We start from the raw sequence: 26,945 nt of genomic DNA on the forward strand, positions 1-26,945 counted from the left end.
CGGGTCAGATCAGCCGGTCGCGTCCCGATTCCTTGACCAACAGCACCGCCTGGGTGCGGCTGCCGACGCCCAGCGCCTTCAGGACGCCGGTGACGTGGGTCTTCACAGTGGACAGGTTCAACCCCAACCGTTCGCCGATTTCCTGGTTGGACAGGCCCTGGGCCAGCAGATCCAGCACCTCCAGCTGTCGGCGGGTCAGCCCGTCGAAGATGGTTGGTGCCGCGCCGCGGGCGGTCGCTGCTGCGGCCGGAGCCGGAGCCCCCGGCATGCCCAGCACCGGCGGCACATAGGACCCGCCGGCCATCACCAGCCGCAGGATGTTCACCACCAGCACGTCGTCGGTCGATTTCGGGATGAAGGCACGGACACCGCGCGACAGCACGGCGCGCATTTCGTCCGGCGACTCGATCATCGAGAAGATGGCGACCGGAACCGGCGCCACGCGCTTGACCAGCGCCTCGACATCGTCCAACCCGCCCAGTCCGGGCATGCGCAAATCCATCACGATCAGGTCGAACGGGGTCTCCCCGTCATGCATCGACGTGTCGAGGATGGCGTTCAACTGGCTGAAGTTGGTGGCGGCCACCACGGTGGCATGCTCGTCCAGTTCACCCACCAGATGGGTCAAGCCGCTGCGGACGATGGAATGATCGTCGGCGATCAGAACCTGCATGTAACGTCTCGGACCGAAGATGCCTGGGGTACCGCACCGTCATACGCTGACGCAACGGTCCGCGCTACCTCCTTCGCACGTCGGACAGCCGCAATCCCGGAAGGGTCACGGAGGTTCGCCGGGGGAGAGGCGCGCGCCCCTCCCCCCATTCCCCGGTCAGGAGATCTTGATCATGATCTGCGCGCGGCGGTTCGACGGCTCGCGCACGTTCGGGCCAGTCGGGACCATCAGCTGGTTCTCGCCGACACCCTCGATGGTGATGATGTTGGCCGGCGTGCCATGCCGGATCAGCGACTGACGCACCGCTTCGGCCCGGCGCAACGAGAGCTTCTGATTGTAGGACGGCGCGCCGGAGGTGTCGGTGTGACCGATCACCTGGATGCGAACGGCGCGGGCGCGGCTGGCTCCCTCCGCCGCATCGGCGATGATCTTGTCGGAGTTCGGCGTGATCACCGACTTGTCCCAATCGAAGAACACCTGATACTCGCTCTGCGGCTGGGCCGCCATCGGCGGAGCGGCCGGGGCCGGGGCGGCGACCGGCGTGGCCCGCTCCGGCCCGCCGAAGGTATAGCGCAGTCCGGCCAGGATGGTGTGGTTGCGGTACTCGCCCTTGGAGGTCACCGGACCCAGCTCGAACTCCGGATCGACGGTGGCGAAATACCGGTAGTCCAGCGTCAGCGCCACATTGTCGTTGATCGCATAGGACGCGCCGACGATGCCCTGATAGGCGAAGACCCAGTCACGGTCGCTGGCGCCGTTCAGCGACTGCTTCACGCCGGCGATACCGGCACCGGCGCCGATATAGGGGGTGATCGGCAGGCCGATGTCGATGTCGTACAGCAGGTTGCCCATGAAGGCGACCGAGCTCATCTTGCCGCCCAGGCCGTTCAGGCCGGGGGTGGCGCTGCTGGTGCTGTCGACGCTGTTGCGCCACCGCCAGGCGGCCTCCAGTTCGGCGCGCAGGCCCATCGCGGTGGCGTAGCCGACCGACAGGTCGCCGATGCCGCCGATCTTGAATTCCTCCTTCAGACCCAGGCCCGGGGCCGGATAGCTGCTGAGGTCGGCATCCTCGGTCCAGTTCACGCCGGCCCCCGCGCCGACATAAAAGCCTTCCGTACCGGCAAAGGCGGCGGTCGGGATGGCCAGTGAAGGAACGGCGACGGCCAGTGCCGTGCCCAGCAAAATCCCACGCATCGTCATGTTCTTGTTCCCATCGTTGACGGCGTTGGCGGATCGGGACGTCCCGGCCTGCGGCGAAGTGCGTGACAGAACGGGCTCCAGCCCCGACAATGGAATTGGCCGGCCCGGCTTCCAATCCCGGCTCCGCAAGGCCATTTTTCCTGTTGCAGATTTGCCTCACCGGAACTAGGGGCATTTTCTCTCGTGATAACAACAGCTTGGACAGACAGCGCAATGGCTTCTACCCCGGACGGATCGGTCGATTACCCCCTCTGCACCACCCCCGATCCCGGCGGATGGCAGGAGGTGGTGCCCGGCGTGCTGTGGATCCGGCTGTCCCTTCCCTTCCAGCTCGACCACATCAATGTCTGGGCGCTCGACGGCGGGGCGGCCGGCTGGACGCTGGTCGACTGCGGTCTGGGCGATCCGCGCAGCCGCGCGGTGTGGGAGGGTTTGCTGCGCGATGCGCTGGGCGGGCGTCCGGTGGAGCGGGTGGTGGCGACCCATTTCCATCCCGACCACATCGGCGCCGCTGCCTGGCTGGTGGAGCGGACCGGCGCCGGCTTCGCCACCTCGCTGACCGAGTGGCTGTTCGCCCGCACCCTGTCCGCCGGCAACGATGCCGCCGCCGATGTGGTGGTCGAGGATTTCTACCGCCGCTGCGGGCTCGATGAGGAGGCGCTGGCATCCCTGCTCGCCCGCAAGGGGGCCTACAGCCGTGGGGTGCCGGCGGTACCGGCGACGCTGACGCGCCTGCGGGCCGGCGACCGGCTCCGGGTGGGCGACCGTGATTGGACGGTGATCGGCGGCAGCGGCCACACGGCGGAGCCGGTCAGCCTGCACCGCCCGGCCGATGCGGCCGGTCCGGACCTGTTGATTTCCGGCGACCAGATCCTGCCGCGGATCAGCCCTAACATCAGCGTCTGGCCGTCGGAGCCGGACGCCGATCCGCTCGCCGACTATCTCGCCAGCCTGGAGGGGTGGAATGCCCTGCCGGCGGACACCCTGGTCCTGCCCTCGCACGGGCGCCCTTTCCACGGCCTGCACCGGCGCGCCGGGGATCTGGCCCGGCACCATGCGGAGCGTCTGGCCGAAATCGAGTCGCTGTGCGTGGATCCGCAGACCGCTGCCACGGTGACGCGGGCGCTGTTCCCGCGTCCGCTCGACCCGCAGCAGATGCTCTTCGCCGTGGGCGAGGCGGTGGCGCACCTCAACCACCTGATCGGCAAGGGGCGGCTGGAGCGGCTGGCCGGACGGCATGACGGAATGCCGGCCGCCGACCTTTACCGCCGGCCGGACGTCACGGGTCCGGCCTGACGGCGATCACTCGGTAACGATCTCGAACTCGTGGGGATCGAGCAGGGTCGCCACCGACAGGGTCTTCAGCGTCTTCGGGTCGTCGGTGCGTTTCATCTGGGCATGCTGGGTGCCCATGCCGTCCTTGCGGATGGCGATCACTTCCCAATAGCCGCCGCTGGGGGACAGCTTGCGATAAATCTGTCCCTCAACCACCTCGCGCTTCCTGCGCATTTTCGTTCTCCAAAACCCGTCCCATACCGGCGGCCGTCACGGTCGCCGCGAAGGGCGCCATTGAAGCACAAAACCCCCCTGCCGTGGCGAGTGTCCGTTCGGTGACCCTTTGCCGATGCTGCATATGCACTGTCGCAGCGCCACACGACGGGGGCACCCCCGATGACCCTTTGCCGCAGTGCGGTTTCCTGGTGGAACAAAATCTGCGGCTGTGGGTTCATAGGCATCATGAACACCGATCTCGACGTGCTTGTCTTCGCGACCCGCCTGGTTGATGAACTGGGCGAGACCGCGATTCGAATGAGCCGCGTTCGTCTTGTCGAACTCACGGCCGCCAATCACACCCGTGCCGCCGCCTTCTGGCGGGAGGTGATGCGCACCTCCGAACGGTTGCTCAGCGAGCAGTCGGGCCGGCGTGTGGCGACCGGGCTCTCCTCCCCGGCCATTGCCGCAGCGCAACCGGCCGTGGCCCAGCATCACGTCGCGCATGTTCCCCGACCTATTCCCTGACCCGTTTTCGGCCAAGGCCGCGGTGCCGCCGCGGCCTTGTCGGGCGGGCAGAAGAACCTCCCATCGATCGTCATAGGAAAAGGGCCGGCACGGAGTGCCGACCCTTTTCCACGGAACGCTGATGCGTTTCGCTTACTTCACTTCGGCGTACTGGCCGTTGTGCCACTTGTACCAGACATAGGCCGGGCTGGTGACGTCGCCCTTGGCATCGAAGGCGATCTTGCCGATGACGGTGTCGTAGTTGCCCTTGCGCATGACTTCGGCAACCTTGGCCGCGTCGGTCGACTTCGCCTGCTTCACCGCGTCCGCCCAGATCTGGAGAGCGGCATAGGTGTACAGGGTGTAGCCTTCCGGCTCGTAACCGGCCTTGCGGAACGTCTCCACGACGGCCTTGGCGGTCGGCTTCTCGCGCGGATCCGGACCGAAGGTCATCATGGTGTTTTCGCCGGCGTCGCCGGTGATGGCCCAATACTCGTTGGTCACCAGGGCGTCACCCGACACGATGGTGGCCTTCAGGCCCTGGTCCTTCATCTGGCGGGCGATCAGGCCGGCCTCGGTGTGATAGCCACCGATGTAGACGGCGTCGATGTTCGCCTGCTTCAGCTTCGACACCAGAGCGGAATAGTCCTTCTCACCGGCCGTGTAGGCTTCGTAGATGGCTTCCTTCTGGCCGCCGGCGTTCAGCGCCTTCTGCGTCTCGTCGGCCAGACCCTTACCATAGGCCGACTTGTCGTGCAGGATGGCGACGTTCTTGCCCTTGAACTTCTCCAGCAGATACTTGCCGGCGATGATGCCCTGCTGGTCGTCACGGCCGCAGACGCGGAAGACGTTCTTCAGGCCCTGCTCGGTCAGCTTCGGGTTGGTCGAAGCCGGGGAGATCTGCAGCATGCCCTCCTCGGCGTAGACCTGGCTGGCCGGGATCGACGAACCCGAGCAGAAGTGGCCGGCCACGAACTTCACACCGGCCTTGGCCAGCTGGTTGGCGACGGCGACGGCCTGCTTCGGATCGCAGGCGTCGTCACCGACTTCCAGCTTCAGCTTCTGGCCCAGGACACCGCCGGCGGCATTGATGTCCGCGACGGCCTGCTCCATGCCCTTCTTCATCTGCTCGCCGAAGGTGGCGTACTGGCCGGTGATCGGGCCGGCGGTGGCCACCGCGATGTCGGCCTTGGCGGCCGTGGCGGAAAGCGCGGTCGCCGCGATCGCGGCGAGAAGGGACAGCTTGAATTTCATGGGTGTGCTTGCTCCCTGTTCTGTGTGGTCCCTGTTGCAACATACCCCCGGCCCTTACGGGCCTTGCCGCCGGGTCCCCTCCGGCGGGTTCCAGAATACCATACCCCAAGTGGTGCACAGTGCGACAGTTTCGCAGGCACCAATCAGCCGTACGGTCTATTTCTCTTGTCTTATTCGCCGGCCCCCACGCCCGTCCGGTTGCGCCAGCCGAACGGGCCGGCGCGCTCATAGAGCCACGGGTACTGGTTGACCATGCGCCTTGCGATGGCGATGCGGTGCGCCGTCAGCGTGATGAGGCCGAGCACGACCGTGTGCACGATGAAGCCCCACGGCGCCAGCAGCTCCTCGCCGAACAGGCCCCAGGCCAGGAAGCGGTCGCCCACCCCCAGCAATGCCGAGTAGGCCAGAACGCTCGACACCGGCTTCCAGCCCTCCGCCAGCGTCTGGCCGGTCAGCACGCCGCAGCCGCCGAACACCAGGAGCGTCAGGAACACGAAGACCGGAACGGAAGAGCCAAGGATCGTTTCCATCTCAGTGACCCCCTTCCAGATAAGCCGAGCGAACCTCCGGGTCGGCCAGAAGCTGCGCTCCGGTTCCCGTCATCGTGATCTTCCCCGTCACCATCACATAGGCCCGGTGCGCCAGCTTCAGCGCATGGAAGGCGTTCTGCTCCACCATGAACACCGTCATCTTCTGTTCCCGGTTGATCTCCTGGATCACCTGGAAGATCTGCTTCACGATCAGCGGCGCCAGACCAAGGCTCGGCTCGTCCAGCAGCAGCAGACGCGGCTGGCTCATCAGCGCACGGCCGATCGCCAGCATCTGCTGCTCGCCGCCCGACATCGTGCCGGCGCGCTGGTTGATGCGCTCCTTCAGGCGCGGGAACAGGGTCAGCACCCGCTCCAGCTCGCGGTCGAAGCTGCCGGGCTGGGCGACGATCGAGCCCATCTGCAGGTTCTCCAGCACCGTCATGCGCGGGAAGATGCGCCGGCCTTCCGGGGACTGCGCGATGCCGCGCCGTACGATCTCGTGGGTGGGCAGGTCGGTGATGTCCTCGCCCTCGAAGAACACCCGGCCCTGGCGGGCGCGCGGGCTGCCGCAGATCGTCATCAGCAGCGTCGACTTGCCCGCCCCGTTGGCGCCGATCAGCGAGACGATCTCGCCGGCACCGATCTCGATGTCGATGCCCTTCAGCGCCTCGATGGCGCCGTAGAAGGTGTGGACGCCCGATACCTTCAGCATGGCTCAGGCCCCCTTCTGGGCAAGATTGAGGTCCGAGGCGACCTCCGGCGGCAGGGCTTCGTCCTCGTCCTCGCCCAGATAGGCGCGGATCACCGCCGGGTCGTTCTTCACATGCTCCGGATCGCCGTCGGAAATCTTCCGGCCATAGTCCAGCACCACCACATGGTCGGAAATGCGCATCACCACGCTCATGTCATGCTCGATCAGCAGAACGCCGGTCCGGTGGCCCTGCGGGGTCTGCACATCACGGATGAAGGTCAGGATCTCGGCCAGCTCGCCCGACTCGCGCGGGTTCAGGCCGGCCGCCGGTTCGTCCAGGCACAGCAGCACCGGCTCGGTGCACATGGCCCGCGCGATCTCCAGCCGGCGCTGGGCGCCATAGGGCAGGTTGCCGGCCTCCCAGTCGGCGAACTCGGTCAGGCGAACCCGGTCCAGCCAGTATTTCGCCAGCTCCACCGCCTCGTGCTCGGCCTTGCGGAAGCCGGGCAGGCCGAGAAGGCCGCCGATGGCGAAGCCCGACGCCCGCATCAGCTTGTTGTGCTGGGCGACGATCAGGTTCTCCAGAACGCTCATGCCGCTGAACAGCCGGATGTTCTGGAAGGTGCGCGCCACCCCGGCCAGCTGGGCGATGCGGTAGCCCGGCATCCGCTCCAGCAGGAACTCCTTGCCCTGCGGGTGGCGCAGCGTCAGCCGGCCGACGGTGGGCGTGTAGAAGCCGGTGACGCAGTTGAACAGCGTCGTCTTGCCGGCGCCGTTCGGGCCGATCAGCGCGGTGATCTCGCCCGCCCGCGCCTCGAAGGACACGTCGTTGTTCGCCACCAGACCGCCGAAACGCATGGTCAGGTGTTCGACGCTGAGAAGCGGCTTGTCGGTCATCGTGGTGTGGGGCATCACGGCGCTCATTTCGCGGCTCCCGCGGCGGGGTTCTTGCCGCCATGCAGGAGGATGGTCGGGTCGCGGTGGGCCAGCAGGCCGCGCGGACGCCACAGCATGATCACCACCATGCCGGCGCCGAAGGCCAGCATGCGGTAGTCGGCCAGTTCGCGGAACGCCTCGGGCAGGCCGATCACCAGCAGCGTGGCCACCACCACGCCGATCTGGCTGCCCATGCCGCCCAGCACCACGATGGCCAGGATGATCGCCGACTCGATGAAGGTGAAGCTCTCCGGGCTGATGAAGCCCTGGCGCGTGGCGAAGAAGGAGCCGGCGAAGCCGCCGAACATCGCGGCGATGGCAAAGGCCGCCAGCTTCATGTTGGTGCGGTTGATGCCCAAGGACGCGCAGGCGATGTCGTCCTCGCGCAGAGCCTCCCAGGCCCGGCCGAGCGGCAGCTTGCGAACGCGCAGCGTGAACAGGTTCACCACCAGCGCGAGCGCCAGGATGAGGTAGTAGAGGAAGACGATGCGGTGCAGCGGCGAGTATTCCAGCCCGAACAGCTCGTGGAAGGCGGCCATGCCCTCGGCCGGGCTGCGGCTGAAGTCGGCGATGCCGAAGAAGCTCGGCCGCGGAATGCCGGAGATGCCGTTGGGGCCGCCGGTGAACTGGTACCAGTTGACCAGGATGATGCGGATGATCTCGCCGAAGCCCAGGGTGACGATGGCGAAATAGTCGCCGCGCAGACGCAGCACCGGGAAGCCCAGCAGCACGCCCGAGCAGGCGGCCAGCAGTCCTGCCAGCGGCAGGCAGACCCAGAAGCTGAGGCCGAAGTAATGGGCGAGCAGCGCGTAGGAATAGGCGCCGACGGCGTAGAAGGCGACATAGCCGAGGTCGAGCAGGCCGGCCAGCCCGACGACGATGTTCAGGCCCCAGCCCAGCATGATGTAGGTCAGCAGCAGGATGCCGATGTCCAGCAGCATGCGGTCGGCCAGCGGCGTCATCGGCAGGATGGCGGCGAAGACCACGGCGACCGGGCCGATGTAGCGGCTGGCGTGCTGCACCTTGGCGGCGATGCGGTCCATCCGCTTGTCGCGGTCGGCCTGGCTCAGCTTGGAGCGGCCGGTGGCCACCGTCATGGCGGCGCGCAGAGCGATGACGCCGCCGCCCAGCACCAGGACCAGCCGCAGCACCTGGGTCGGCATCGGCAGCACCAGCCCGACGCCGGCGCAGATCAGCGCCAGGATCAGCACCGGCATCGCCATGCCCTGGCGGATCAGCCCGAGGCCGAGGCGGCCGAAGAAGACCAGGAGGAGGGAGGCGATCACCTCCTCCGGCCGGGCTTCGATGCCGAGGCCGGTGGGGCGGTCGACGGTGCGCAGACCGACCAGCGGCACGGTCAGCAGCAGGGCGACGAAGGCGGCGAGGCCGGCGTCCTTGATCGTGCCCGGCCAGTCGACGGCGGGGCGCTTGCCGTTGATGTGGTAATGGGGGTGCGACGGCGCGTGGGAAGGGGTGGTCATGGCGCTTACACCTTCTCGATCTCGGGCCGGCCGAGCAGGCCGGTGGGCCGGAAGATCAGGACGAGGACGAGGATGGAGAAGGTTGCGACGTCCTTCCATTCGGAGCCGACATAGCCCGACCAGAAGGCCTCGATCAGGCCGATGACCACGCCGCCGAGCATGGCGCCGGGCAGCGAGCCGACGCCGCCGAGCACGGCTGCGGTGAAGCTTTTCACCCCGGCGAGGAAGCCGATGTAGAAGTCGATGACGCCATAGATCAGCAGCACCATCATGCCGGCGACGGCGGCGAGCGCCGCGCCCATGACGAAGGTCAGCGAGATGACGCGGTCGACGTTGACGCCGAGCAGGCCGGCCATCTTCTTGTCCTGCTCGCAGGCGCGCTGGGCGCGTCCCAGCGAGGTGCGGTTGATCAGGATGGTGAAGCCGACCATCAGGACCAGGGTGATGATGATGGTGGCCAGCCGCACGTAGCTGACGGAGACGGCGCCGTCCATCAGGGTGAGGTTGCCGGGCAGGATGGGCTGCAGCGGCTTGGAACGGGCGCCCTGGAGGATCTGGATGTAGTTCTGCAGGAAGATCGACATGCCGATGGCGGAGATCAGCGGCGCCAGCCGGGGCGAAGAGCGCAGGGGCCGGTAGGCGATGCGCTCGACCGTCCAGCCATAGACGCTGGTGAACAGCATGGAGGCGACCAGCATGATCAGCAGCGCCAGCGGCACCCAGGTGACACCGAGCGCGCCGATGGCCAGGAAGGTGATCAGCGCGACGAAGGCACCGATCATGTAAATCTCGCCATGGGCGAAGTTGATCATGCCGATGATGCCGTACACCATCGTGTAGCCAATCGCGATCAGGCCGTAAATCGCCCCAAGCGACAAGCCGTTGATCAATTGCTGGAGAAAATAGTCCATGTCCTCATCCCACCTTCAGCGCGGCGCAAAGGCAGGGTGCGGCGGCACGGGCACACTCGGCACACCGGTCTCGCAACAGCAGCCCCCTGTCTGGTGCAGCCCGTCCAGTCACCAAACGGAATGCCGGTTCATCGGGAGTTCCGTCTACTGGTCTGACGGACCATGATTTTTCCTGTTCGGAGGATGCTCCTGCAATCCGGCCGGGCCGTCGGGCAGGCGCCCCTCCTGACCTTTTCGGTAGTACCAGCCTGACGGATTTTTGCAAGACAGATTTGTGCTGTCCGCATGCGTGATCCGCCGGGACAACCTTAGCCTGAAATGAGAAACGCCCTGCCGGCGGTTGCCGGCAGGGCGTTTCTCGCAACGAACCAGAGACCGTTGATGCGTCAGCGCACGGCGACCGACTGCTTGGCCGGGGCGGCGGCGACCTTCTGCTTCGGCTTGGCCGCAGCAGCGGCCTTGGCCGGCTTCGCCTTGGCCTTGGCGGTGACGACCTTCGCCGGGGCGGCCACCGGTGCCTGGGCGACGGCATAGTTGGTGTCCGGACCGCTGACCGTCTTCACGTCGCAGAGCGGACGGCTGGCCAGATGCATCAGGCCGGCGCCCTTCTCGTCGGTCGTCAGGGTGCGCAGGTCGTCGGGCGTCAGGTCCTTGGCGGCGGCCGAACGATCGACGAAATTGGCGCAGTATTGCGGAATGCCGATGGTGGCGGCGCGGCGGCTGATCTCGTTCGCCAGCTCCGTCCGGAACATGTCGAACTGGCGCGTGGCATTGCCGCCGCCCGACCGCTTGTAGAAGGAGATCAGCGACGCTTCCGAGTTGGACAGCATGGCGCGGTTCTTAACCGAGAAGTCCTGGTAAAGGTCGAAGGGCTTCTTGTCCGGCGTGACCGTGCGGCAGGTCAGGCCGACGATCATCATCTCCGTGTGCAGGCGCATCATCTGCTCGGCCGCATATTCGGAGCGGTTGTAGCAGGCGGGCGTGGCCGGGCCGCTCGACTTGGCCGGGCGCGCCTTCGCGGCAGCTGCCTTCGCCGGCGGCTTCGCAGCCTCCTTGGCGGCGGCACTCGTGGGCGCGGGCAGGGCGAGCAGCGCGCCGAGGACGGCGGCGCCGGTCAGGGCTTTCAGGGACAGGCGGAGGGCGGCGCGCTGGCGACTCATCAGGGGCTCCGGTGGCGCGGTACGATAGGACGGGTTCGGGCGGAGATGGGCGGCGCCCGACAGTCGGCGACCTTCTACCCGAACGCCCGGGCTGGTCAATGGGATTTGCCCGCCGCTCGCGTTTTGTCCCATCACCGCGGCGGAGAGGCAACGCGGATCCGGGCGGCTCCCGGCGACAGGGTCATGCCCCTCCGGACAGGGGTGGCGCCCGCCGCTGGACGCGGCGGGTCCGGCGACGTTATGGATGGACGTAGGACAGTCGGACAGGTGACAGGGCATGGCAGCCACCGGATCGCAATCGGTCGGAACGGGGTTCGGAACAGAGTATGCGGGCGGGCACCGCATCGGCATCGACCTGGGCGGGACCAAGACCGAGGGCATCCTGCTCGACCGACAGGGAAACCAGTTGGCGCGCCATAGAGTTCCCACGCCGAAAGGAGATTACGACGGCACGGTCGCGACCATCCACGATCTGGTCGCCCGCCTGGAAGGGGAGATCCCCGGCGGGCACAAGGCGACGGTCGGGCTTGGCATCCCGGGCGCCATTTCTCCGGCGACCGGGCTGGTCAAGAACGCCAACTCCACCTGGCTGATCGGCCGCGATTTCACCGGCGACCTGACCCAGGCGCTCGGCCGGCCGGTGCGGATCGAGAATGACGCCAATTGTCTGGCGGTTTCGGAGGCGACCGACGGCGCCGGGGCCGGCTGCGGCGTGGTGTTCGCGGCGATCCTCGGCACCGGCTGCGGCGCTGGCATCGTCGTGCATGGCCGGGTGCTGGGCGGACGCAACGCCATCGCCGGGGAATGGGGGCACAACCCGCTGCCCTGGCCGACCGACGCCGAGCGGCCGGGACCGTCCTGCTATTGCGGCAGGCACGGCTGCCTGGAGACCTTCGTGTCCGGACCCGCTGTGGCGGCGGATCATTTCGCGGCGACCGGCGAAAGGTTCGACGCCGCGACGATTCTCGCCCGCGCAGCCGATCGGTCCGCCGCCAACGACGGATGCAGGGCGACGGCGGACCGGCTGGTCGGCCGGCTCGCCCGTGGGCTGGCGGCGGTCGCCAACCTGCTGGACCCCGACGTCATCGTGCTGGGCGGCGGCCTGTCGAACGCCGAGCTGCTGTACGAGCGGCTGCCGGCGGCGATGCAGCCCTGGGCCTTCAGCGACCGTCTCGACACGCCGGTGCGCCGCGCCCGCCATGGCGATTCCAGTGGCGTGCGCGGCGCCGCATGGCTATGGCGTCCCGGAGAATTGCCGGACGGGACCTGACCGAAGGGGCTTAGTCGGTCCGCGCGGTGCGCGGGGCCGGCGGAACATCGGCGCTGCGCGGCGGAGCAGCGCCGCGCCGGGCGGCGGCGGGGTCCACCGGCGGCGGCGTCAGCGAGTGGGAAGCGGAATAATGCTGGGTCGTCCGCTTCACATCGGTGCCGTAGCGCGTCATGCCGGCACGGTCCTTGCCCGCCTTGATCGCCCCCCAATGGGACGGGGCCGGGCCGGGGATCGGCTGCGCCTGATCCATGTTGCGCAGGAGCGGGCCGGTCGGGACCATCTGGTCATACACCCAGGGCGCATACTCCTGCTTCTGGGCATGGGCCGGCAGCGACAGCGTCACCATCGCCAGCGTGGCGGCCACGGCGGAGAGGGCGAATTTGACGGCGGTTTCGGCAGAGGAGGCAACGCGGGTCATCGAACAGGCGCCTTTCGTCCGGAAAAACGGATCGGAAGGGTCAGTCGAGCGGAAAGCACCCGCGCCGTCCAATGCGGAGGCGCGTTACCCACCCCGGTTGCGGCATCCCCAAGCGGAGCAAACCCCCGTCCTTCCGATACGGATCGGAAGGCGGGTTATTGTGCCGGCAGCCGGTAGAGCGTCAGATGCAGTCGCTTGCCGGTGTTGTAGTTGAAGCCCGACAGCTCCGCCAGCGGCAGCGGCGTCGCCGTGCCGAGGCTGTCGAGGAAGGCCCGCGCCTCCCGGTCCTCCACCAGGGCCAGCCCGCAGGCGCGGTCCACCGTCAGATGCGCCGCCGCCCCCGCCCCATGGACCAGCTTGGTCGGCGTGCCGAGCAGGAAGACCAGGCTCGGCTCCGAATAGCCGGCGGAAGCCACCACACTGTCCGGACAGGGCCGGACCTGCGCCACCGCGCGGGCGGCCTGCCTGCTGACCCACACGCCGTCGATGTTCGGCAGCACGGCGGCATAGGTCCCGGCATAGAGCAATGCCGCGGCGCCGACCCCGGCAGCCAGCCCGGTCCGCCGTTCGCCCCGCAGAAGCGAGCGCAGGGCAAGGGCGAAGAGGCCGCCCACCGCCGGCACCAGCGCCACCCCGACCGGATCGATCCGGTGGTCGACCAGCCAGGGGATCACGGCGACGGCCAGGGTCAGGGCGCCGAAGCCGATCACGCCCAGCGCCACCGCGGCGGCAACCAGCCAGCGGCGCCGCCGTTCCCGGCTGCGGTCGAAATTGTCGATCAGGGCCGCGGCGGCAACGGCGGCAATGGCCGGGAAGACCGGCAGGGTGTAGTGCAGGAGCTTGGTCGGCACCGCTTCGAACACCAGCCAGCTCGGGACGATCCAGGCGATGCAGAAGCGCACGGCGTCCAGCCGGCGCCGCGCCCACACCCAGGGAACCGCCAGCAGCGCCAGCAGCGACCAGGGGGCGAAGGTCACCCAGAAGGTGCCGAGATAATAGCCGGGCGGCAGCCCCTTGCCCTCCTGCCCGCCCGACACCTTGCCCAGCATGTCGTGGCCGACGGACTCGGCGAAGAAGGCGCCCTTGCTCTTGATGGCGATGGCGATCAGCCAGGGAGCGGCGATGGCGACGACGATGCCGAGCCCGGCCAGCGGCTTCAGCCGCTTCAGCCACCCGGCCTCGCGGTCCCACAGCGCCAGAACCAGCGCGGTGGTGCCGGACACCAGCAGGACCATTGGCCCCTTGACCAGCACGCCGACGCCGGCGGCGATCCAGAAGACCAGCGGAACCGTCCAGGCAGCCCGTCCGGCGGGGACCGGATCGCGGCGGCCGAGATAGAGATGGGCGAGCGCCGCCTGCCCGATCACCACGGTGGCGAGCAGGACGGCGTCGGTCTTGCCCATCCGCGCTTCGACCCCCAGCACGACGCAGGACGCCATCATCAGCCCGGCGATGAAGCCGGCCGGGCCGCCGAACAGGCGCGCGGCCGTCCAGGCGCTGGCCAGAACCGCCAGGATCGCGCCCAGGAAAGACGGAATACGGTAGGTCCAGATGACCTTGTCGGCCCCGACCGGGAGTCCGCGCAACGCATCGGCCGCTGCGGTAGCGGCGCTCTGCAGCCAATAGATTCCGACCGGCTTCTTGTAGCGGGTCTCGTCCTGGAAGCGGATGTCGACGAAGTTGCCGCTGTCCAGCATCTGGGAGGAGGCCTGGGCGAAGCGGGCCTCGTCGCGGTCGAAGGGCGGCAGCACGGTGAAGCCGGGCAGGAACAGCGCCGCGGCGATCAGCGCCAGCAGCGCATAGGCCCAGATCGGAAGGCGGCTTCTCGGCAGCGGCGTCGCAGTCACGATTTGCTCGGCACCGCGCCATCGGCGGCCTGCAACTTCTTGTGGCTCCAGACGAAATAGACGTTGCGGGCGTAGATCACCAGACCCATGCCCTGCCCCAGCATGAAGACCGGGTCGAAGCGGTAGAAGGCGTAGGCGAACAGTAGAACGCCGCCACCCAGCGAGAAGTACCAGAACAGTTCCGGCACCACGCTGCGGCGCGCCTTTTCGCTGGCGATCCACTGCACGAGGAAGCGCATGGTGAACATGATCTGCGCGAATACGCCGACCCCGACCCAGATCAGGTCGGTGGTGCTTTGCCCCTGGAACCACGCTGCGGCGCGCTCGATCATCGTAAAATCCTGTCCCGAAAGGGTCGCTAGACGTCAATCAGAGGCGTTCGGAGACCGGGGACAGCTTCGTCCGCCGCTTCAGCCAGTAAACGCCCAGCAGATCGACCACGCCGATCAGCCCGCGCCGCCAGTTGTTGTATTTCGACACGCCGCGTTCGCGCGGGCGATGGTTCACCGGCACATAAGCCACCGGATGGCCGTGGGCGCGGAACAGCGCCGGCAGGAACCGGTGCATCGCCCCGAAGAAGGGCAGGTCGAGAAAGGCGTCGCGCCGGAACAGCTTCAGCCCGCAGCCGCTGTCGGTGCAGCCGTCCTGCAGGAAGGACTGGCGGACCGCATTGGCGATCTTGGAGGCCCAGCGCTTGGACAGGGTGTCCTGCCGCTTTTTGCGCAGGCCGCCGACCAGAACCGGCGCCCCTGTCTCCCCGGTCGAGACCAGGGCGAACAGCGCCGGGATGTCGGCCGGATCGTTCTGGCCATCCCCGTCCAGCGTCACGACGAACTCGCCACGCGCCGCCTTGACGCCGCTGCGCACCGCCGCGCTCTGGCCGGAGCGGCGGACATGGCGCAGCACGCGCAGCCGGCCGGCGTCCACCGCCGCGGCAAGGCGCGCCTGGGTGTCGTCGTCCGACTGGTCGTCGACGAAGATGATCTCGAAACCGCCGACCGGAATCAGCGCCCGCTCGATCTCTTCGAGCAGCGGCAGCACATTCTCGGCCTCGTTGAAAACGGGGACAACGACCGACAGCCGCACCGGCTGGCCGTTCTCCGGATAAATGCTCACGGTTTGCCATCCCATTCGCCGAACGGGCGGCAAATTACTCTCGCGGCGCGGCGAACGGTAGCGGAAAAGGATGAGACGGAAGCGGGGCAGATCCCCGCTTCCGTCCGATACGGTTCCGCAACGGCCGGATTACCCCTTCCGCCCATTGGTGGAGGGGGACAGCGGAAGCGGGACATAGCGCAGGTCGCCGCCGCGGCTGACCAGCATCAGCAGGGTCTTGCGCCCGTCTTCCTTCGCCTTGGCGATGCGGGATTCAAGGTCGGCGGGGGTCGCCACCGGCTCCTGCCCCGCTTCGACGATGACGTCGCCGAGGTCGAGCCCGCGCTGGGACGCGGCGCTGTCGCGGTCGACCTCCGTCACCACCAGCCCGTCGACATCGTCGGCGATGGAGAAGGTCTGGCGCAGGCCGGGGGTCAGCGGGGCGAGCTTGAGGCCAAGCGCCGACTTGCTTTCCTCAGGCTGCGCGGAGCGGGGGGCGCCGCTGGATCCGGACAGGGCCACCTGCTGCGGCTCGTCGCGCAACTCGCCGATCGTGACCTGGACCGATTCCTCCTTGCCGCCGCGCAGCAGGGTCATCGGAACCGTGCTGCCGATCCCGGTGGAGGCGACGAGGCGGGGCAGCTGGCGCATCTGTTCCAGCGGATCGCCGTTGAAGGCGGTGATGACGTCGCCCTGGCGCAGGCCGGCCGACGCGGCCGGGCTGTCGGGGGACACGCTGGTGACCAGCGCGCCGCCGGTGCCGTCCACGCCCAGGCTTTCGGCGATGTCCGGCGTCACGCGCTGGACCTGGACGCCCAGCCAGCCGCGCCGCACCTTCCCGCCGTCCTTCAACTGGTCGATGATCGGCTTGGCCAGCGAGGACGGAATGGCGAAGCCGATGCCGACCGACCCGCCGGTCGGCGAATAGATGGCGGTGTTGATGCCGATCACCGCCCCGTTGGCGTCATAGAGCGGGCCACCGGAATTGCCGCGGTTGATGGCGGCATCGGTCTGCAGATATTCGTCGTAGGGACCCTGCTGGATGTCGCGGGCGCGGGCCGACAGGATGCCGGCGGTCACCGATCCGCCGAGACCGAAGGGATTGCCGATGGCGACCACCCAGTCGCCGACCTCCACGGATTCGCTGTCGCCCCAATGGGCGGCGGTCAGCGGCTTGTTGCTTTCAACCTTCAGAAGCGCAAGATCGGTCGGGGCGTCGGACCCCACCAGCTTGGCCGGCAGCTTGGTCCCGTCATGCAGGGTGACGGCGATCTCCGCCGCGTCGGCCACCACATGGTTGTTGGTGACGACCAAGCCCGACGGATCGATGATGAAGCCGGAGCCCAGAGCCATGCTCGGCAGGCCGGGCGGGCTGCCGTTCGGCGCGCCATCGGGCGGAGCGTCTCCCTGCCCTCCCCTCTGGCGATTGCGGAATTCGCGGAAGAACTCCTCCAGCGGCGATCCCGGCGGCAGGTCCAGCCCCTCCGGCAGCCGGCCGCCGCCGGCCGAGGCCTGGGGTGCCTGGGTGCTGGAGATGTTGACGACCGTGTCGATCTGCGTCCGGGCGAGATCGCGGAAGGACGGCGGCGAATAGGTCCTGCTCGCCCCCGGCTGCGGGGCGGCGGAGGCATCCTGTGCAGCCGCAGGCAGCACCGGCAAAAGGACCGCGCCGGACAGCAGCGCGCACAGCGCCGCGGCCGGAAGGCGTCGGAAGATCGGATACGAGCGCGGCACGGACGCATGCGGCATGGACGGTCTCCGCAAAAAACGGTTGGGGCTGTTCTGCAACTGAAAACACGCCAGCCCCCGTCCGGGGTCCATCGCACTTTTCAAAAGTCGGCAATCGAAAGATGCCGGTGGCCGGTGACCGCGACCAGGGGTTTACGGTCGCTTGCCTATTTTAAAACACCCGATCTCCACCAAGCGTCGTACGCTGTTGTGACACCGGATACAAAATCACGATTCCGTGCAAAGTTATGCTGGCATTTTTGAGAAGAGTTTCCGATAGTCGTCCATACCGAAAACATCGCCCGCCAGCGTGAAGCCTCGATGCTGCTGACGCACGCGCCCGCGTGGTCCCGCGTCGGAAGCGTGCGGTCCGGGTAGACATGCTGACGAATGACTGAAAATTCACTTTGGCAACCGAGCGATATAATGAACGCAGAAACCGGGAGCGAACCGGAGTCTCCCAAGAAGCGTGGGCGCATTCCGCAGTCGGCGTGGCCCCAAATTCTTGAACGTTACCGCAGCGGCGTGACCCTTTCGGCCATCGCGCGTGAATTCGAATGCACGCCGAGCGCCATCTCCTACATCATCAAGAAGGCGGAGGCCGCGAGCGGCCAGGGCGATGCCGCTCACGGTGATGCCAGCGCCGAAGGGATGGGCGCCGAAGGGATGCAGGGCGAGGCGCAGGCCGCCGCCGACACCTCTTCCGCAGCGCCGGAAACGGTTGGCGAGGCGGCCGCTCCGGTGGCTCCGGCGGTCCCGGAAACGCCGGCACCCGCCGCTCCCGCCGCCGCGGAGCCCGAAACCCCGGCCGAACCGCGCCGCGCCGCCGGCCGCACCGGCCGCGCCACGCTGACCCGTGCCCCGCGGACCGAACCGGCCACCGAGCAGGCTTCGGCCGAGACGCCGGCTGCCGCTCCCGCGCCGGCTCCGACGGAAACGCTGCGCCTGAACCGGCCGGAGCCCGCCGCGGCTCCCGCGCCGGCTCCGGTTGCCGCCCCTGCTCCCGTCCAGGCTCCCGCCGCACCGGAGGCCCCGCGTGCCCCCGGCCAGCCGACGCCGCCGGTGGATGCGGTGGAAGGCCGTCTGCGCGACACCGCCAAGGCTTGCATTTCCGCTTATCGCGGCTGGCGTCAGCAGCCGAGCGAGGCGACGATCCAGGCGCTGTCCGAAACCGTGCACGAACTGCGCAAGGCCCTGGCCCGCGTGGAGATCGACATGTCGGCCAGCCGTCGCGAGGAACAGGCGATCCGTCCGATCCCGATCCCCGCGCACCGGGCGTCGCGCCGCCCGAACTGAGTGGTCTTTGAAAAGCGGGTTTGAAAGAGCCCCCTTTTGAAAATCCGTCGTCTGAAAAAACCTCCGTTCCCACCCGGGGCGGAGGTTTTTTCATGGCCGCTTTTCATGGCCGCGTCTCCGCTTGCACCATCCACGCAAAAGGGGCTTGACGGCCCCCCGATCGAAAGGCTAATCCTCTGCGCCCCGATGGAAGGGTGGCCGAGTGGTTAAAGGCAGCAGACTGTAAATCTGCCCGCGTTAGCGTACGCTGGTTCGAATCCAGCCCCTTCCACCATCGCATTCAAATAGAGAGCGTCCGGCGAACGGAACGGCCCTCGCGAATGCTGGATTTCCCTTCTTCGTCTTTTTAAATATCTGCCGCCTACAACGGCAGCGGTTCGGCCGGAGTCACGCGCGGGAAGCGCAGCGTGAAGGCGGTCCCCGCCCCCGGTGCGCTGTCCAGCCGCAGCCGGCCGCGCAGGGTCCGCATGACCAGCGTATAGACGATGTTCAGCCCCAGCCCGCTACCGCCGCGGTCGCGGCTGGTCGTGAAAAAGGGCTCGAACACCTTGCCATGCAGTTCCGCCGGAATGCCGCGTCCGTCGTCGGCATAGACCAGCTCCACCTCTCCATCCATCGCCGTGACGGTCACCGTCAGCTGGCCGCGCACCCCCGGGTCGTAGCCATGCAGAAGCGAGTTGATGACGAAGTTGGTCAGGATTTGGCTGAACGCCCCCGGAAAACTGTCGATCGTCAGATCGTCCGGGCAATGGACGGCAACCGTATGGCCGCTGCGGCGGATGCGCATGCCCAGGCTGCGCAGAACCTCGTGGATGTAGGTGTTCAGTTCGAAGACGCGGCGCTCCTCGCTCGCCTGATCGACGGCGATCTGCTTGAAGCTCTGGATCAGTCGGGTGGCGCGCTCGATGTTCAGCAGCATCAACTGCGTCGCCTCGTCGGCGATGTCGATGAACTCGGCGAAATCGCCCCGCCGCAGCGCACCGGCCTCGAACAGGTGGCGCAGCGCGCGGGTCTTCTCCGCCAGCAGCGAGGCGCCGGTCAGGGCGATGCCGACCGGCGTGTTGATCTCGTGCGTCACCCCGGCCACCAGCGAGCCCAGCGCCGCCATCTTCTCCGCCTGGATCAGCTGGACCTGCGCCTCCTTCAGGTCCTGCAGGGCGCGTTCGGCCTCCTCCTTGGCGGCGCGCACGGCCTCGGCCGCGCGCACGCTCTCGGTGACGTCGGTGTGGGAGCCGACGATGCGGAAGGGCTTGCCGTCGCCGCCCGCCACGGCAAGCGTGCGCGTCTCCAGGAAGACCGTGGCGCCCGAGCGGTGGTGAAAGCGCTGCAGCAGCCGGCCCTCCGACCGCCGGCCGGCCGCCAGATCCCGTTCCATCTCCAGTGCGGCGCCGAGATCCTCGACGTGGATCAGTTCCTCCCAGCGGCGGCGGCTGTTGTCCATCTCCGCCTCGGAATAGCCCAGCAGGCCCCACCATTGCGGGGAGAACCACACCTCGCCGGTGCGGAGATCCCATTTCGAGATGCCCTCGCGCGCCGCTTGGATCGCCAGCTCCAGCAATTCCCGGCTGGAGGCGACCTCGCGCTCGGCCTGCTTGCGCTGGGTGATGTCGGTGTAGGTGGTGACGAACCCGCCGTCGGGCAGCGGCAGGGTCACCGTTTCGATGACGACGCCGTCAGGCCGCACGCGCTCGTTGTAAAAGGGCCAGGAGGCCTTGCGGATATAGTCCAGCCGCTGCGCCACCAGATCGTCGACGTCGCCGCGGCCATAGCCGCCCTGCTCCGCGATGTGGCGGACAACCGCCTCATAGGGCTGGGCATAGCGCGGAAATCCGGGATCGATGTAGAGCAGTTCCAGCACGCGCCGGTTCCAGGCGACCAGCCGCAGGTCATGGTCGAAGGCCATCACCCCTTGGCTGAGGCAGTCCAGCACCGAACTGGTCTTCGCCCAGGGCTCTTGCTCGGCCGGCGTCGCAACCGCATCGACCGCCGTCAGCAGCCATTCGTCCGCCCCGCCGCTGCCCAGCGCAAGCGTCACGGCGCCGCCGTCGGGGAGCCCCCGCGTCAATGGACAACCGCGGCGCAGGTCGGCAACGGCGGCACAACCCAGCAGGCCGCCTAACAGCCCCTCCAGCGTCGCATCGGCCGGCACGGCGAATCGGGCCGCGAAGGCGGCATTGGCCCATACCAGGCGTTCGTCGGCGTCAAAGCGGGCGAACCCGGTCTCCCCCATGCCCGTGCCTACTCCCTCCGCTGAAAGGCGGGTTGAATTCACGATCGGCGTCCAACCGACGGGAGAAAACCGGCGGCAGGACACGCGGCGTGACCCGCGATCGCATTCTTGTCTCTTGACGGTTGACGGGCAAGCGTCATTCCGCACCTGCCGGCGCCGGACCCGGCCGGGAGACCGGTTGTTTTTACGAAACAGTGAAGCCTAATCCTGCGCCTGTCCAGGGGCCGTGGCGGCCAAGCCGTTGTCTGGGATAAGGATTTGCACGATGGCGGATGCGGCGGCCTGTGGAAGCACGTTCCTGGCGGAGCCGGTCGCCGCGACGATTTTTCCTGCCCGGTCCGCGCTTCGGCCGGCCGGACCGCATGCATCGGCCAACCATCACGACGATATCCTGACACTGGTGGCCGACATCCTGCGCGTCGCGCCTGCGCCTGTCCTTCCTGTCGGTAACCGTCGGCAGGCCCTAACGGTGCGTTTAACTGATTGCTTTGTTGAGCCACAGTATAGTCTCAGTATTGTACGTGATACCTTTATCGTCGAACAATAATCAGCTTGTCGATTGGCCATCTGGCACAGTATTAACGGACCCCGAAACGCGGATCCCTCGAACCGGTGAAAAGCCTTAGATCTGGAATGGCTTTTCGGAATATCGACGTTGTTTGACAGAGGTCAAACACGCCGCACTGGTGGTCGAATATGCTCCGCGCCAACGTGGAACCGGAAATCAGGCGCATCGACATGCCAGACGGAAGCATCGTTCAGCAGGGCTCAGCCCAACCCGCCAAGGTCCCGCTGTACGAAAGCCATAAGACGATTCATCCGAAGGCGGTTAAGGGCCTCTATCGCCGCCTGAAGACCGTCACCTTCTCCGTTCTTCTGGCGCTGTTCTTCATCGCTCCCTGGATCCGGTGGGAACGCGGTCCCGACGCGCCCGCCCAGGCGGTGCTGTTCGACCTGACCACGCCCCGATTCTTCCTGTTCTGGATCGAGATCTGGCCGCAGGAAATCTACTACCTCACCGGCATCCTGATCGTCGCGGCGCTGGGCCTGTTCCTGGCGACGGCGCTGGCCGGCCGCGTGTGGTGCGGCTTCGCCTGTCCGCACACGGTGTGGACCGACCTGTTCGTCTGGATCGAGCGCATCTTCGAAGGCGACCGGGCGGAACGCATCCGCATGGAAAAGCAGCCCTGGACAACGCGCAAGGCCCTGCGCAAGGCCGGCAAGCATGCGGGCTGGCTGACGCTCAGCCTCGTCACCGGGTTCGGCTTCCTCGCCTATTTCACCGACGCCCCGGCCCTGCTGCATGATCTGCTGACCTTCCAGGCCAGCTACGAGGCGGTGTCCTTCTTCGCCATCTTCGTCGGCATGACCTATGTGATGGCCGGCTGGGCGCGCGAGCAGATGTGCATGTACATGTGCCCGTGGCCGCGCATCCAGACTGCGATGCTGGATGAACATTCGCTGATCGTCACCTATCAGGCCGACCGCGGCGACAACCGCGCCCCCAAGCGCAAGTCACAGAATTGGGACGAGCGGCGCGCCCAGGGCTTCGGCGACTGCATCGACTGCGGCCAGTGCGTGCAGGTCTGCCCGATGGGCATCGACGTCCGCACCGGCGAGCAGGCGGACTGCATCAATTGCGGCCTGTGCGTCGACGCCTGCGACAGCATCATGATCCAGCAGGGGCTGCCCACCCGCCTGATCGCCTTCGACAGCCTGGCCGCCCAGGACACCCGGGCCTCCGGCAAGACCTATCAGTGGCGTCTGATCCGCCCGCGTATCATCGTCTATGCCCTGCTGATGCTGGTCATCGGCGGCGCCATGGCCTGGAGCTTCGCGCTGCGCCCCAGCCTGAACATCACGGTGCTGCGCGACCGCGCGCCGCTGTTCGTGACGCTGTCGGACGGCTCGATCCGCAACGCCTACACCTTCAAGGTCGCCAACAAGACCCGGCAGGACCGCTCCTACACCCTCAGCGTCGCCGGCCTGCCCAATGCCGAGATCAAGGTGATCGGCGAGGCGGAGGATGAGGCCGCCGCCCACACCGCCACCATCTCCGCCTCGCCGGACAGCGTCGCCACCTACCGCGTCTATGTTACGGCCCCGCGCACGGCGGTCTCCGCCACGTCGCTGCCGCTGACCTTCCAGCTGTCCGACACCGGAACGAACGAGAAGAACAGCCACGACAGCGTCTTCATGGGGCCGGCGAACTAGCCTCTGAATCCTCCTTGGCACGAGCGCGAAAGGCGGGGGCCGGCGGATCGGCCTACCGCCTTTCGTGTTTCTGCGCAAAGGGAGGGCACCCGCATGGGCAGTTTGCGCGGGCTTGCATGCCACTCACCTGACTCAAGCGAACGAAGGCTGGACCGCGGCGACGCCGGGTCCGCCTGCAGCGAGGTGAGACACCCATGCTTTTCGACTTCGAGCCATCGGGCATCAACGACACCTACCTGCGCCTGACGCGGAGCGGGCTGTCCTGCATCGTCGCTCCGGCCGGCGCGTGGAACGGGCTTCTGCGGGTCAACTACATCGTCGCCGGCGCACCCGGCGGCGGCGAACCGCACATGATCTTCCGCAGCCTGGATGTCGGCTGGGACGATGGCCGCTTCTGCTGGAAGGGGCGGGCGGCGCCGGTGATGACCAGCTCCGGCATGGTCGACATCCTGCTGGAACGCGGGCTGGTGACCGAGGCGGAGGCGGAGCGGCTGCTGTTCGGCATCAACACGCCGGCGGCCGGCGCCACGTCGGACGAGACGCTGATGATCCGCGCGTTGCTCAGCGGCTGCAGCTTCACCCCCGTCTACGACCAGCAGCCGCTCAGCACCGAGCCGCCGGTGGTCGCCGGATTCGCAATGCGCACCCTGGCCGATCCCGGCGCCTACATGCTGGAGGCCCGCAACGGCCTGCCGGTTCTGGACGGCGAAGCCCGCGACGCCCTGCGCCGGCTGGTCGGTCTGGTGATGTGACGCCCTCCTTCTTTGGTCGAAGACAGGGGCGAAATCGACCGAATCCCCCCCCTATGGCGTAGGGACTAGACCTTCGGGCGATAGAAACTGTCACGTTGCCGGGACATTCTTATTGCAACTGCTCACAGGAGCCATGCTGCCGCCGACCCCGATCCCTTGCGAAAGAGCCCGACCGCCATGAACGCCACTCTGTCCCATCGCTGCACCGCCCTGATCGACCGCGCCCGCGCCGCCTGGCTGAGCCAGCCGCTGGCCCGCAAGCTGGCATCCCGAAATACTGCCGGGCGACGCCGGATGTCGATGGAACTGCTGGACATGGAACTCTTCCGCATCGACATCGGCGGCTGAAGGGGGCGGCTGAAAGGGTCTGCCCTATTTCGCCAGCAGGTGTTCGTACCGCGAGTCGGTCAGCGTCTTCATGAAGGCGACCAGCGCCTTGACGCGGCGGGTGTCCAGCGCCGGCGCCGATTCCAGTTCCTTCGTCGACAGATTCGCCGCCACCTCCGGCAGTCCCCAGGGCTTGCCGGTCTCCGGATTGATCGCGGCCTTTTCCGTCCGGTTGTTGTAGTGGTCGTAGAAGCGCACGACCGTCTCCAGATCCTTGAAGACGCCATTGTGCATGTAGGGTCCGGTCACCGCGACGTTGCGCAGGGTCGGCGTCTTGAACTTCCCCTCATAGGCGGGCTTGGCCGCCGCCGGATTGTCGTGCAGTCCGCGGTCGGCGAAGCCCGGGTTGCCGGACGCCTCGCGCAGGGCCGGGTTGGCCGGGACGCCGATGTTGTGATGTTCGTAATTGGTGAACATCTCCCCCTCCGCGGCCGGCATCGCCTTCAGCTTGTGGCACTGGTTGCAGTTGGTGAACTGGGTGGAGAAGAACAGGGTCATGCCCAAATCCTCCTCAGGCGTCATCTTGTAGTCGCCGCGCAGATAGCGGTCGTATTTCGAATCGAAGGGCGCGAAGCGGTCGGTCTTTTCAAACGCGGCGAGGCTGTCGGTCATCGCGTCATAGGCGCGCCCGGCGTCGTCCAGCACCCCGGCGCCGTAGAGCGCCACGAAGGCGCGGGCGTAGTCGGGATTCTCCGCCAGCCTGTCTCGCGCCTGCTCTTTGGAGGTCAGCCCCATCTCCGCCGGGTTCAGCGGCGGCCCGCCGGCCTGATCCTTCAGCGTCGCGGCGCGGCCGTCCCAGAACTGGCCGCCGAGCGCCTTGCCGTCCGCCTTGATGTGGAAGGCCGGCGTGAAGGCCGCGTAGGCCGCCGTCGGCGCGTTGCGGTCGCCCACCGACTTGCCGTTGTCGCCGACCGAGGCCGCCCCGCCCGCCCCGCCGGTCCGCGGATCGGCGAAACCGAAATCCGGGTTGTGGCAGTCGGCGCAGGATTGCGTGCGGTTGGCCGACAGCGCGGTGTCGGAAAACAGCGCCTCCCCCAGCTTCTCCTTGCTCGACAGATCCGCGGCAAGAGCGGACCCGCCCCCGGCCAGCCCGGCCGACAGGAACGCCAGCGCAAGCGCGCGGCGGGACAGGGAAGAAAGGCGGACGGGCATGACGACGCTCCTGGCAACGGCCACAGACTGCGACCAACACTGAGCGTCAAAGGTTAATCGAGAGTGAGAATCGTTATCAATTTGTCCGCGCATAAGGAGGGTGGGGCGAAAGGTCGCTGGCCCGCAAAGGGCGATGGCCGGTCAGGCCGGCTTGCTCGCCTCCCCCTCCGTCAGCAGCCGGCGGATGGCGTTGACCAGCGGCTTCATGTGGAAGGTCGAGTCCGGGGAAACCGCGACGGTGCCGCCGGCCGCCTCCACCGCTTCCGCCACCACCGGGCCGACGGCGGCGATGCGTGTCCTGGCAAAGCCCTGGCGGAAGGCGTCACCGAGGCCGCAGGCCTCCGCCACCTCGTGCAGGCGCCGCACCTGGGGCGAGGCGGTGAAGGCGACGAAGTCGATGCGCCCATCCGCCATGTCGCGGATCGCCGTCTGGACGGCGCCGGTCTCCGAATCGTTGGCGTAGCGGTAGGGGGTCACCGCCACCGGAATACCGCCGCCGGCCCGCACCGCCTCCAGCAGAGGTTCGTTCGGGTTGTCGGGATAGAGCTGAACGCCGACACGCCGGCCAGTGAGGTTCTCCTCCCCCAGCATGGCGATGACGCCGTCGGTGGTCGGGGCCGGAGCGGATTTGTAGGGGGCGCAGCCGATCTCGCGCAGAGCCTTCACCGGCTTCGGCCCCCGGACGAAGACGCGCGCGCGGCCGATGGCGGCGACCACGTCGGCCTCACGCTCCATGGCGCGGGCGACGGTCATCAGCCGCCGCAGCCCCTCGCCGGTCAGCAAGACGATGTCGTCGAACCCTTCGGTCAGCAGCCGCTCCAGCCACTCCTTTGCCGGCGCCGGATCGTCGAGGTCGAGGATCTTGACCAGTGGGCAGCGGATCGTCTCGGCGCCATGCTGTTCCATCATGCCCGCGAACAGGTCGAGATCCCGGCTTTCCGGCACCAGAATCCGCTTTCCCGCCAGGTCGCCGCCCTGCTCGGCCATATCCCCGCTCCCATGATCGCGTGTGTCGTGACGGCAAGACTAGCAGCAGGCGACCGGAGCGGTCACGCGCGACGAACGGCCTTCTACCCCCGCCGGCAATGCAGCAGGCTGAACAACCCGAAGGGCGGCAGGGTGCGGATGCTTTCCACCGCGAGCCGCGAGCCGGCCATCATCGCGTCCAGCGTGAAATCGGGCCGCCAGCCGAGCTTCTTCGACAACGGCGACAGCCAGCCCTCCACCGCGCGGCGGACGCCGGGGCGGGGGGCGGCGAAATGGTTGACGATGACGATGTCGCCGCCGGGTTTGCAGACGCGCTCCAGCTCCGCCATCGTGCCCTGGGGGTCGGGAACGACGGTCATCACATACATGGCGACCACCACGTCGAAACTGCCGTCGGCGAAGGCCAGCTTGCCGGCATCCATTTCCAGCAGCCCTTCGACATGGTCGAGCTTTTCGCGCTCCACCCGCTCCTGCGCCACCTTCAGCATGTCGGTGGACAGGTCGATGCCGACGACGCTGTTGTCCTTGCGGTAATCGGACAGCGACAGGCCGGTGCCGACGCCAACTTCCAGGATGCGCAGGCCGCCGCGGCGGTTCAGCCACTCCACCGCCGCATGCCGGCCGGAGGCCAGCAGCACGCCGAACACCCGGTCATAGAATCCGGCATAGCGGCGATAAGCGGCGCGAATGGATTCGGCGTCCATGATCCTGTCTCCCCCGTTTCGATCCCGTTGC

General features: G+C 67.6%; 27 protein-coding genes and 1 tRNA gene. 9 read left to right on the plus strand and 19 right to left on the minus strand.

Going from position 1 to position 26,945, the window contains the following annotated elements:
* Positions 1–4 precede the first annotated feature (4 nt).
* Both M5E06_RS33730 and M5E06_RS33735 read right to left on the minus strand, forming a co-directional pair.
* Complete coding sequence (locus M5E06_RS33730) at positions 5–673, minus strand: response regulator transcription factor (protein ID WP_252141997.1); 669 nt, start codon at positions 671–673, stop codon at positions 5–7.
* A gap of 156 nt (positions 674–829) precedes the next feature.
* Positions 830–1,873 carry an OmpA family protein gene (locus tag M5E06_RS33735; RefSeq protein ID WP_252141998.1) on the minus strand — a complete coding sequence of 348 codons (1,044 nt, stop codon included), beginning with the start codon at positions 1,871–1,873 and terminating at the stop codon, positions 830–832.
* A 213-nt stretch (positions 1,874–2,086) separates the two neighbouring features.
* Between M5E06_RS33735 and M5E06_RS33740 the strand changes: the two genes are divergently transcribed.
* The gene (locus M5E06_RS33740) at positions 2,087–3,169 is read left to right on the plus strand and encodes an MBL fold metallo-hydrolase (protein WP_252141999.1); all 1,083 of its coding nucleotides are present in this window, start codon (positions 2,087–2,089) and stop codon (positions 3,167–3,169) included.
* 6 nt (positions 3,170–3,175) lie between these two features.
* Here the strand turns inward: M5E06_RS33740 and M5E06_RS33745 are convergent, their stop codons facing one another.
* Positions 3,176–3,382: a hypothetical protein gene (locus M5E06_RS33745; protein ID WP_042696427.1), complete on the minus strand. Its 207-nt coding sequence runs from the start codon at positions 3,380–3,382 to the stop codon at positions 3,176–3,178.
* 228 nt (positions 3,383–3,610) lie between these two features.
* Here M5E06_RS33745 and M5E06_RS33750 point away from each other — a divergent pair, with 228 nt between their 5' ends.
* Positions 3,611–3,892 (plus strand): hypothetical protein, encoded by a 282-nt coding sequence (locus tag M5E06_RS33750; protein ID WP_109157623.1) that lies wholly within the window; start codon positions 3,611–3,613, stop codon positions 3,890–3,892.
* A 132-nt stretch (positions 3,893–4,024) separates the two neighbouring features.
* Here M5E06_RS33750 and M5E06_RS33755 read toward each other — a convergent pair whose 3' ends face one another.
* From M5E06_RS33755 to M5E06_RS33785, 7 genes are all read right to left on the minus strand, one after another.
* Positions 4,025–5,125, minus strand: coding sequence for a branched-chain amino acid ABC transporter substrate-binding protein (locus M5E06_RS33755; protein ID WP_252142000.1), 1,101 nt, complete (start codon positions 5,123–5,125; stop codon positions 4,025–4,027).
* 170 nt (positions 5,126–5,295) lie between these two features.
* Positions 5,296–5,655: a DUF6867 family protein gene (locus M5E06_RS33760; RefSeq protein ID WP_252142001.1), complete on the minus strand. Its 360-nt coding sequence runs from the start codon at positions 5,653–5,655 to the stop codon at positions 5,296–5,298.
* A 1-nt stretch (position 5,656) separates the two neighbouring features.
* Positions 5,657–6,367 (minus strand): ABC transporter ATP-binding protein, encoded by a 711-nt coding sequence (locus tag M5E06_RS33765; protein ID WP_042696422.1) that lies wholly within the window; start codon positions 6,365–6,367, stop codon positions 5,657–5,659.
* Positions 6,368–6,370: 3 nt separating this feature from the next.
* A complete protein-coding gene (locus tag M5E06_RS33770; protein ID WP_252142002.1) occupies positions 6,371–7,270 on the minus strand; it encodes an ABC transporter ATP-binding protein in 900 nt (299 codons plus the stop codon).
* Positions 7,267–8,763 carry a high-affinity branched-chain amino acid ABC transporter permease LivM gene (gene livM, locus M5E06_RS33775; protein ID WP_252142003.1) on the minus strand — a complete coding sequence of 499 codons (1,497 nt, stop codon included), beginning with the start codon at positions 8,761–8,763 and terminating at the stop codon, positions 7,267–7,269. Before livM ends, M5E06_RS33770 begins: the two co-directional genes overlap by 4 nt.
* Before the next feature lie 5 nt (positions 8,764–8,768).
* Positions 8,769–9,674 (minus strand): ABC transporter permease subunit, encoded by a 906-nt coding sequence (locus tag M5E06_RS33780; RefSeq protein WP_085091136.1) that lies wholly within the window; start codon positions 9,672–9,674, stop codon positions 8,769–8,771.
* Between the two features lie 386 nt (positions 9,675–10,060).
* Positions 10,061–10,834: a hypothetical protein gene (locus M5E06_RS33785; protein ID WP_252142004.1), complete on the minus strand. Its 774-nt coding sequence runs from the start codon at positions 10,832–10,834 to the stop codon at positions 10,061–10,063.
* A 277-nt stretch (positions 10,835–11,111) separates the two neighbouring features.
* On the opposite strand from M5E06_RS33785, the gene M5E06_RS33790 reads away from it, so the two are divergent.
* Positions 11,112–12,104 (plus strand): ROK family protein, encoded by a 993-nt coding sequence (locus M5E06_RS33790; protein ID WP_252142005.1) that lies wholly within the window; start codon positions 11,112–11,114, stop codon positions 12,102–12,104.
* A 10-nt stretch (positions 12,105–12,114) separates the two neighbouring features.
* Here M5E06_RS33790 and M5E06_RS33795 read toward each other — a convergent pair whose 3' ends face one another.
* The 5 genes from M5E06_RS33795 to M5E06_RS33815 form a co-directional block, all read right to left on the minus strand.
* Positions 12,115–12,522 carry a hypothetical protein gene (locus tag M5E06_RS33795; protein ID WP_109073421.1) on the minus strand — a complete coding sequence of 136 codons (408 nt, stop codon included), beginning with the start codon at positions 12,520–12,522 and terminating at the stop codon, positions 12,115–12,117.
* Positions 12,523–12,677: 155 nt separating this feature from the next.
* Positions 12,678–14,369: an ArnT family glycosyltransferase gene (locus tag M5E06_RS33800; protein ID WP_252142006.1), complete on the minus strand. Its 1,692-nt coding sequence runs from the start codon at positions 14,367–14,369 to the stop codon at positions 12,678–12,680.
* Complete coding sequence (locus tag M5E06_RS33805; protein ID WP_252142007.1) at positions 14,366–14,701, minus strand: lipid-A-disaccharide synthase N-terminal domain-containing protein; 336 nt, start codon at positions 14,699–14,701, stop codon at positions 14,366–14,368. The genes M5E06_RS33800 and M5E06_RS33805 overlap by 4 nt, the downstream gene beginning before the upstream one ends.
* Before the next feature lie 37 nt (positions 14,702–14,738).
* The gene (locus M5E06_RS33810) at positions 14,739–15,500 is read right to left on the minus strand and encodes a glycosyltransferase family 2 protein (RefSeq protein WP_252142008.1); all 762 of its coding nucleotides are present in this window, start codon (positions 15,498–15,500) and stop codon (positions 14,739–14,741) included.
* A gap of 114 nt (positions 15,501–15,614) precedes the next feature.
* Positions 15,615–17,213: a DegQ family serine endoprotease gene (locus M5E06_RS33815; protein WP_252142009.1), complete on the minus strand. Its 1,599-nt coding sequence runs from the start codon at positions 17,211–17,213 to the stop codon at positions 15,615–15,617.
* A 405-nt stretch (positions 17,214–17,618) separates the two neighbouring features.
* On the opposite strand from M5E06_RS33815, the gene M5E06_RS33820 reads away from it, so the two are divergent.
* Together M5E06_RS33820 and M5E06_RS33825 are read left to right on the plus strand one after the other, a co-directional pair.
* Positions 17,619–18,488 carry a hypothetical protein gene (locus tag M5E06_RS33820; RefSeq protein WP_252142010.1) on the plus strand — a complete coding sequence of 290 codons (870 nt, stop codon included), beginning with the start codon at positions 17,619–17,621 and terminating at the stop codon, positions 18,486–18,488.
* A gap of 188 nt (positions 18,489–18,676) precedes the next feature.
* A tRNA-Tyr gene (locus M5E06_RS33825) sits at positions 18,677–18,762 on the plus strand.
* An 87-nt stretch (positions 18,763–18,849) separates the two neighbouring features.
* On the opposite strand, the gene M5E06_RS33830 is transcribed toward M5E06_RS33825, so the two are convergent.
* Positions 18,850–20,718: a PAS-domain containing protein gene (locus M5E06_RS33830; RefSeq protein WP_252142011.1), complete on the minus strand. Its 1,869-nt coding sequence runs from the start codon at positions 20,716–20,718 to the stop codon at positions 18,850–18,852.
* 265 nt (positions 20,719–20,983) lie between these two features.
* Between M5E06_RS33830 and M5E06_RS33835 the strand changes: the two genes are divergently transcribed.
* The 4 genes from M5E06_RS33835 to M5E06_RS33850 all read left to right on the plus strand — a co-directional run bounded on the left by M5E06_RS33835 (position 20,984) and on the right by M5E06_RS33850 (position 24,032).
* Positions 20,984–21,265, plus strand: a complete 282-nt coding sequence (locus M5E06_RS33835) for a hypothetical protein (protein ID WP_252142012.1) — start codon at positions 20,984–20,986, stop codon at positions 21,263–21,265.
* 191 nt (positions 21,266–21,456) lie between these two features.
* Positions 21,457–22,932 (plus strand): cytochrome c oxidase accessory protein CcoG, encoded by a 1,476-nt coding sequence (gene ccoG / locus M5E06_RS33840; protein ID WP_252142013.1) that lies wholly within the window; start codon positions 21,457–21,459, stop codon positions 22,930–22,932.
* Between the two features lie 194 nt (positions 22,933–23,126).
* A complete protein-coding gene (locus M5E06_RS33845; RefSeq protein WP_252142014.1) occupies positions 23,127–23,684 on the plus strand; it encodes a hypothetical protein in 558 nt (185 codons plus the stop codon).
* A gap of 177 nt (positions 23,685–23,861) precedes the next feature.
* Positions 23,862–24,032 carry a hypothetical protein gene (locus M5E06_RS33850; RefSeq protein ID WP_252142015.1) on the plus strand — a complete coding sequence of 57 codons (171 nt, stop codon included), beginning with the start codon at positions 23,862–23,864 and terminating at the stop codon, positions 24,030–24,032.
* 24 nt (positions 24,033–24,056) lie between these two features.
* Here M5E06_RS33850 and M5E06_RS33855 read toward each other — a convergent pair whose 3' ends face one another.
* From M5E06_RS33855 to M5E06_RS33865, 3 genes are all read right to left on the minus strand, one after another.
* On the minus strand, positions 24,057–25,223 hold the full coding sequence (locus tag M5E06_RS33855) for a cytochrome-c peroxidase (protein WP_252142016.1): 1,167 nt from the start codon (positions 25,221–25,223) through the stop codon (positions 24,057–24,059).
* Between the two features lie 141 nt (positions 25,224–25,364).
* Positions 25,365–26,210: a uroporphyrinogen-III synthase gene (locus M5E06_RS33860; RefSeq protein WP_252142017.1), complete on the minus strand. Its 846-nt coding sequence runs from the start codon at positions 26,208–26,210 to the stop codon at positions 25,365–25,367.
* Positions 26,211–26,293: 83 nt separating this feature from the next.
* Positions 26,294–26,914 (minus strand): class I SAM-dependent methyltransferase, encoded by a 621-nt coding sequence (locus tag M5E06_RS33865; RefSeq protein ID WP_252142018.1) that lies wholly within the window; start codon positions 26,912–26,914, stop codon positions 26,294–26,296.
* Positions 26,915–26,945 lie beyond the last annotated feature (31 nt).

The sequence above is a fragment of the Azospirillum sp. A1-3 genome, from assembly GCF_023806445.1.
GTDB lineage: Bacteria > Pseudomonadota > Alphaproteobacteria > Azospirillales > Azospirillaceae > Azospirillum.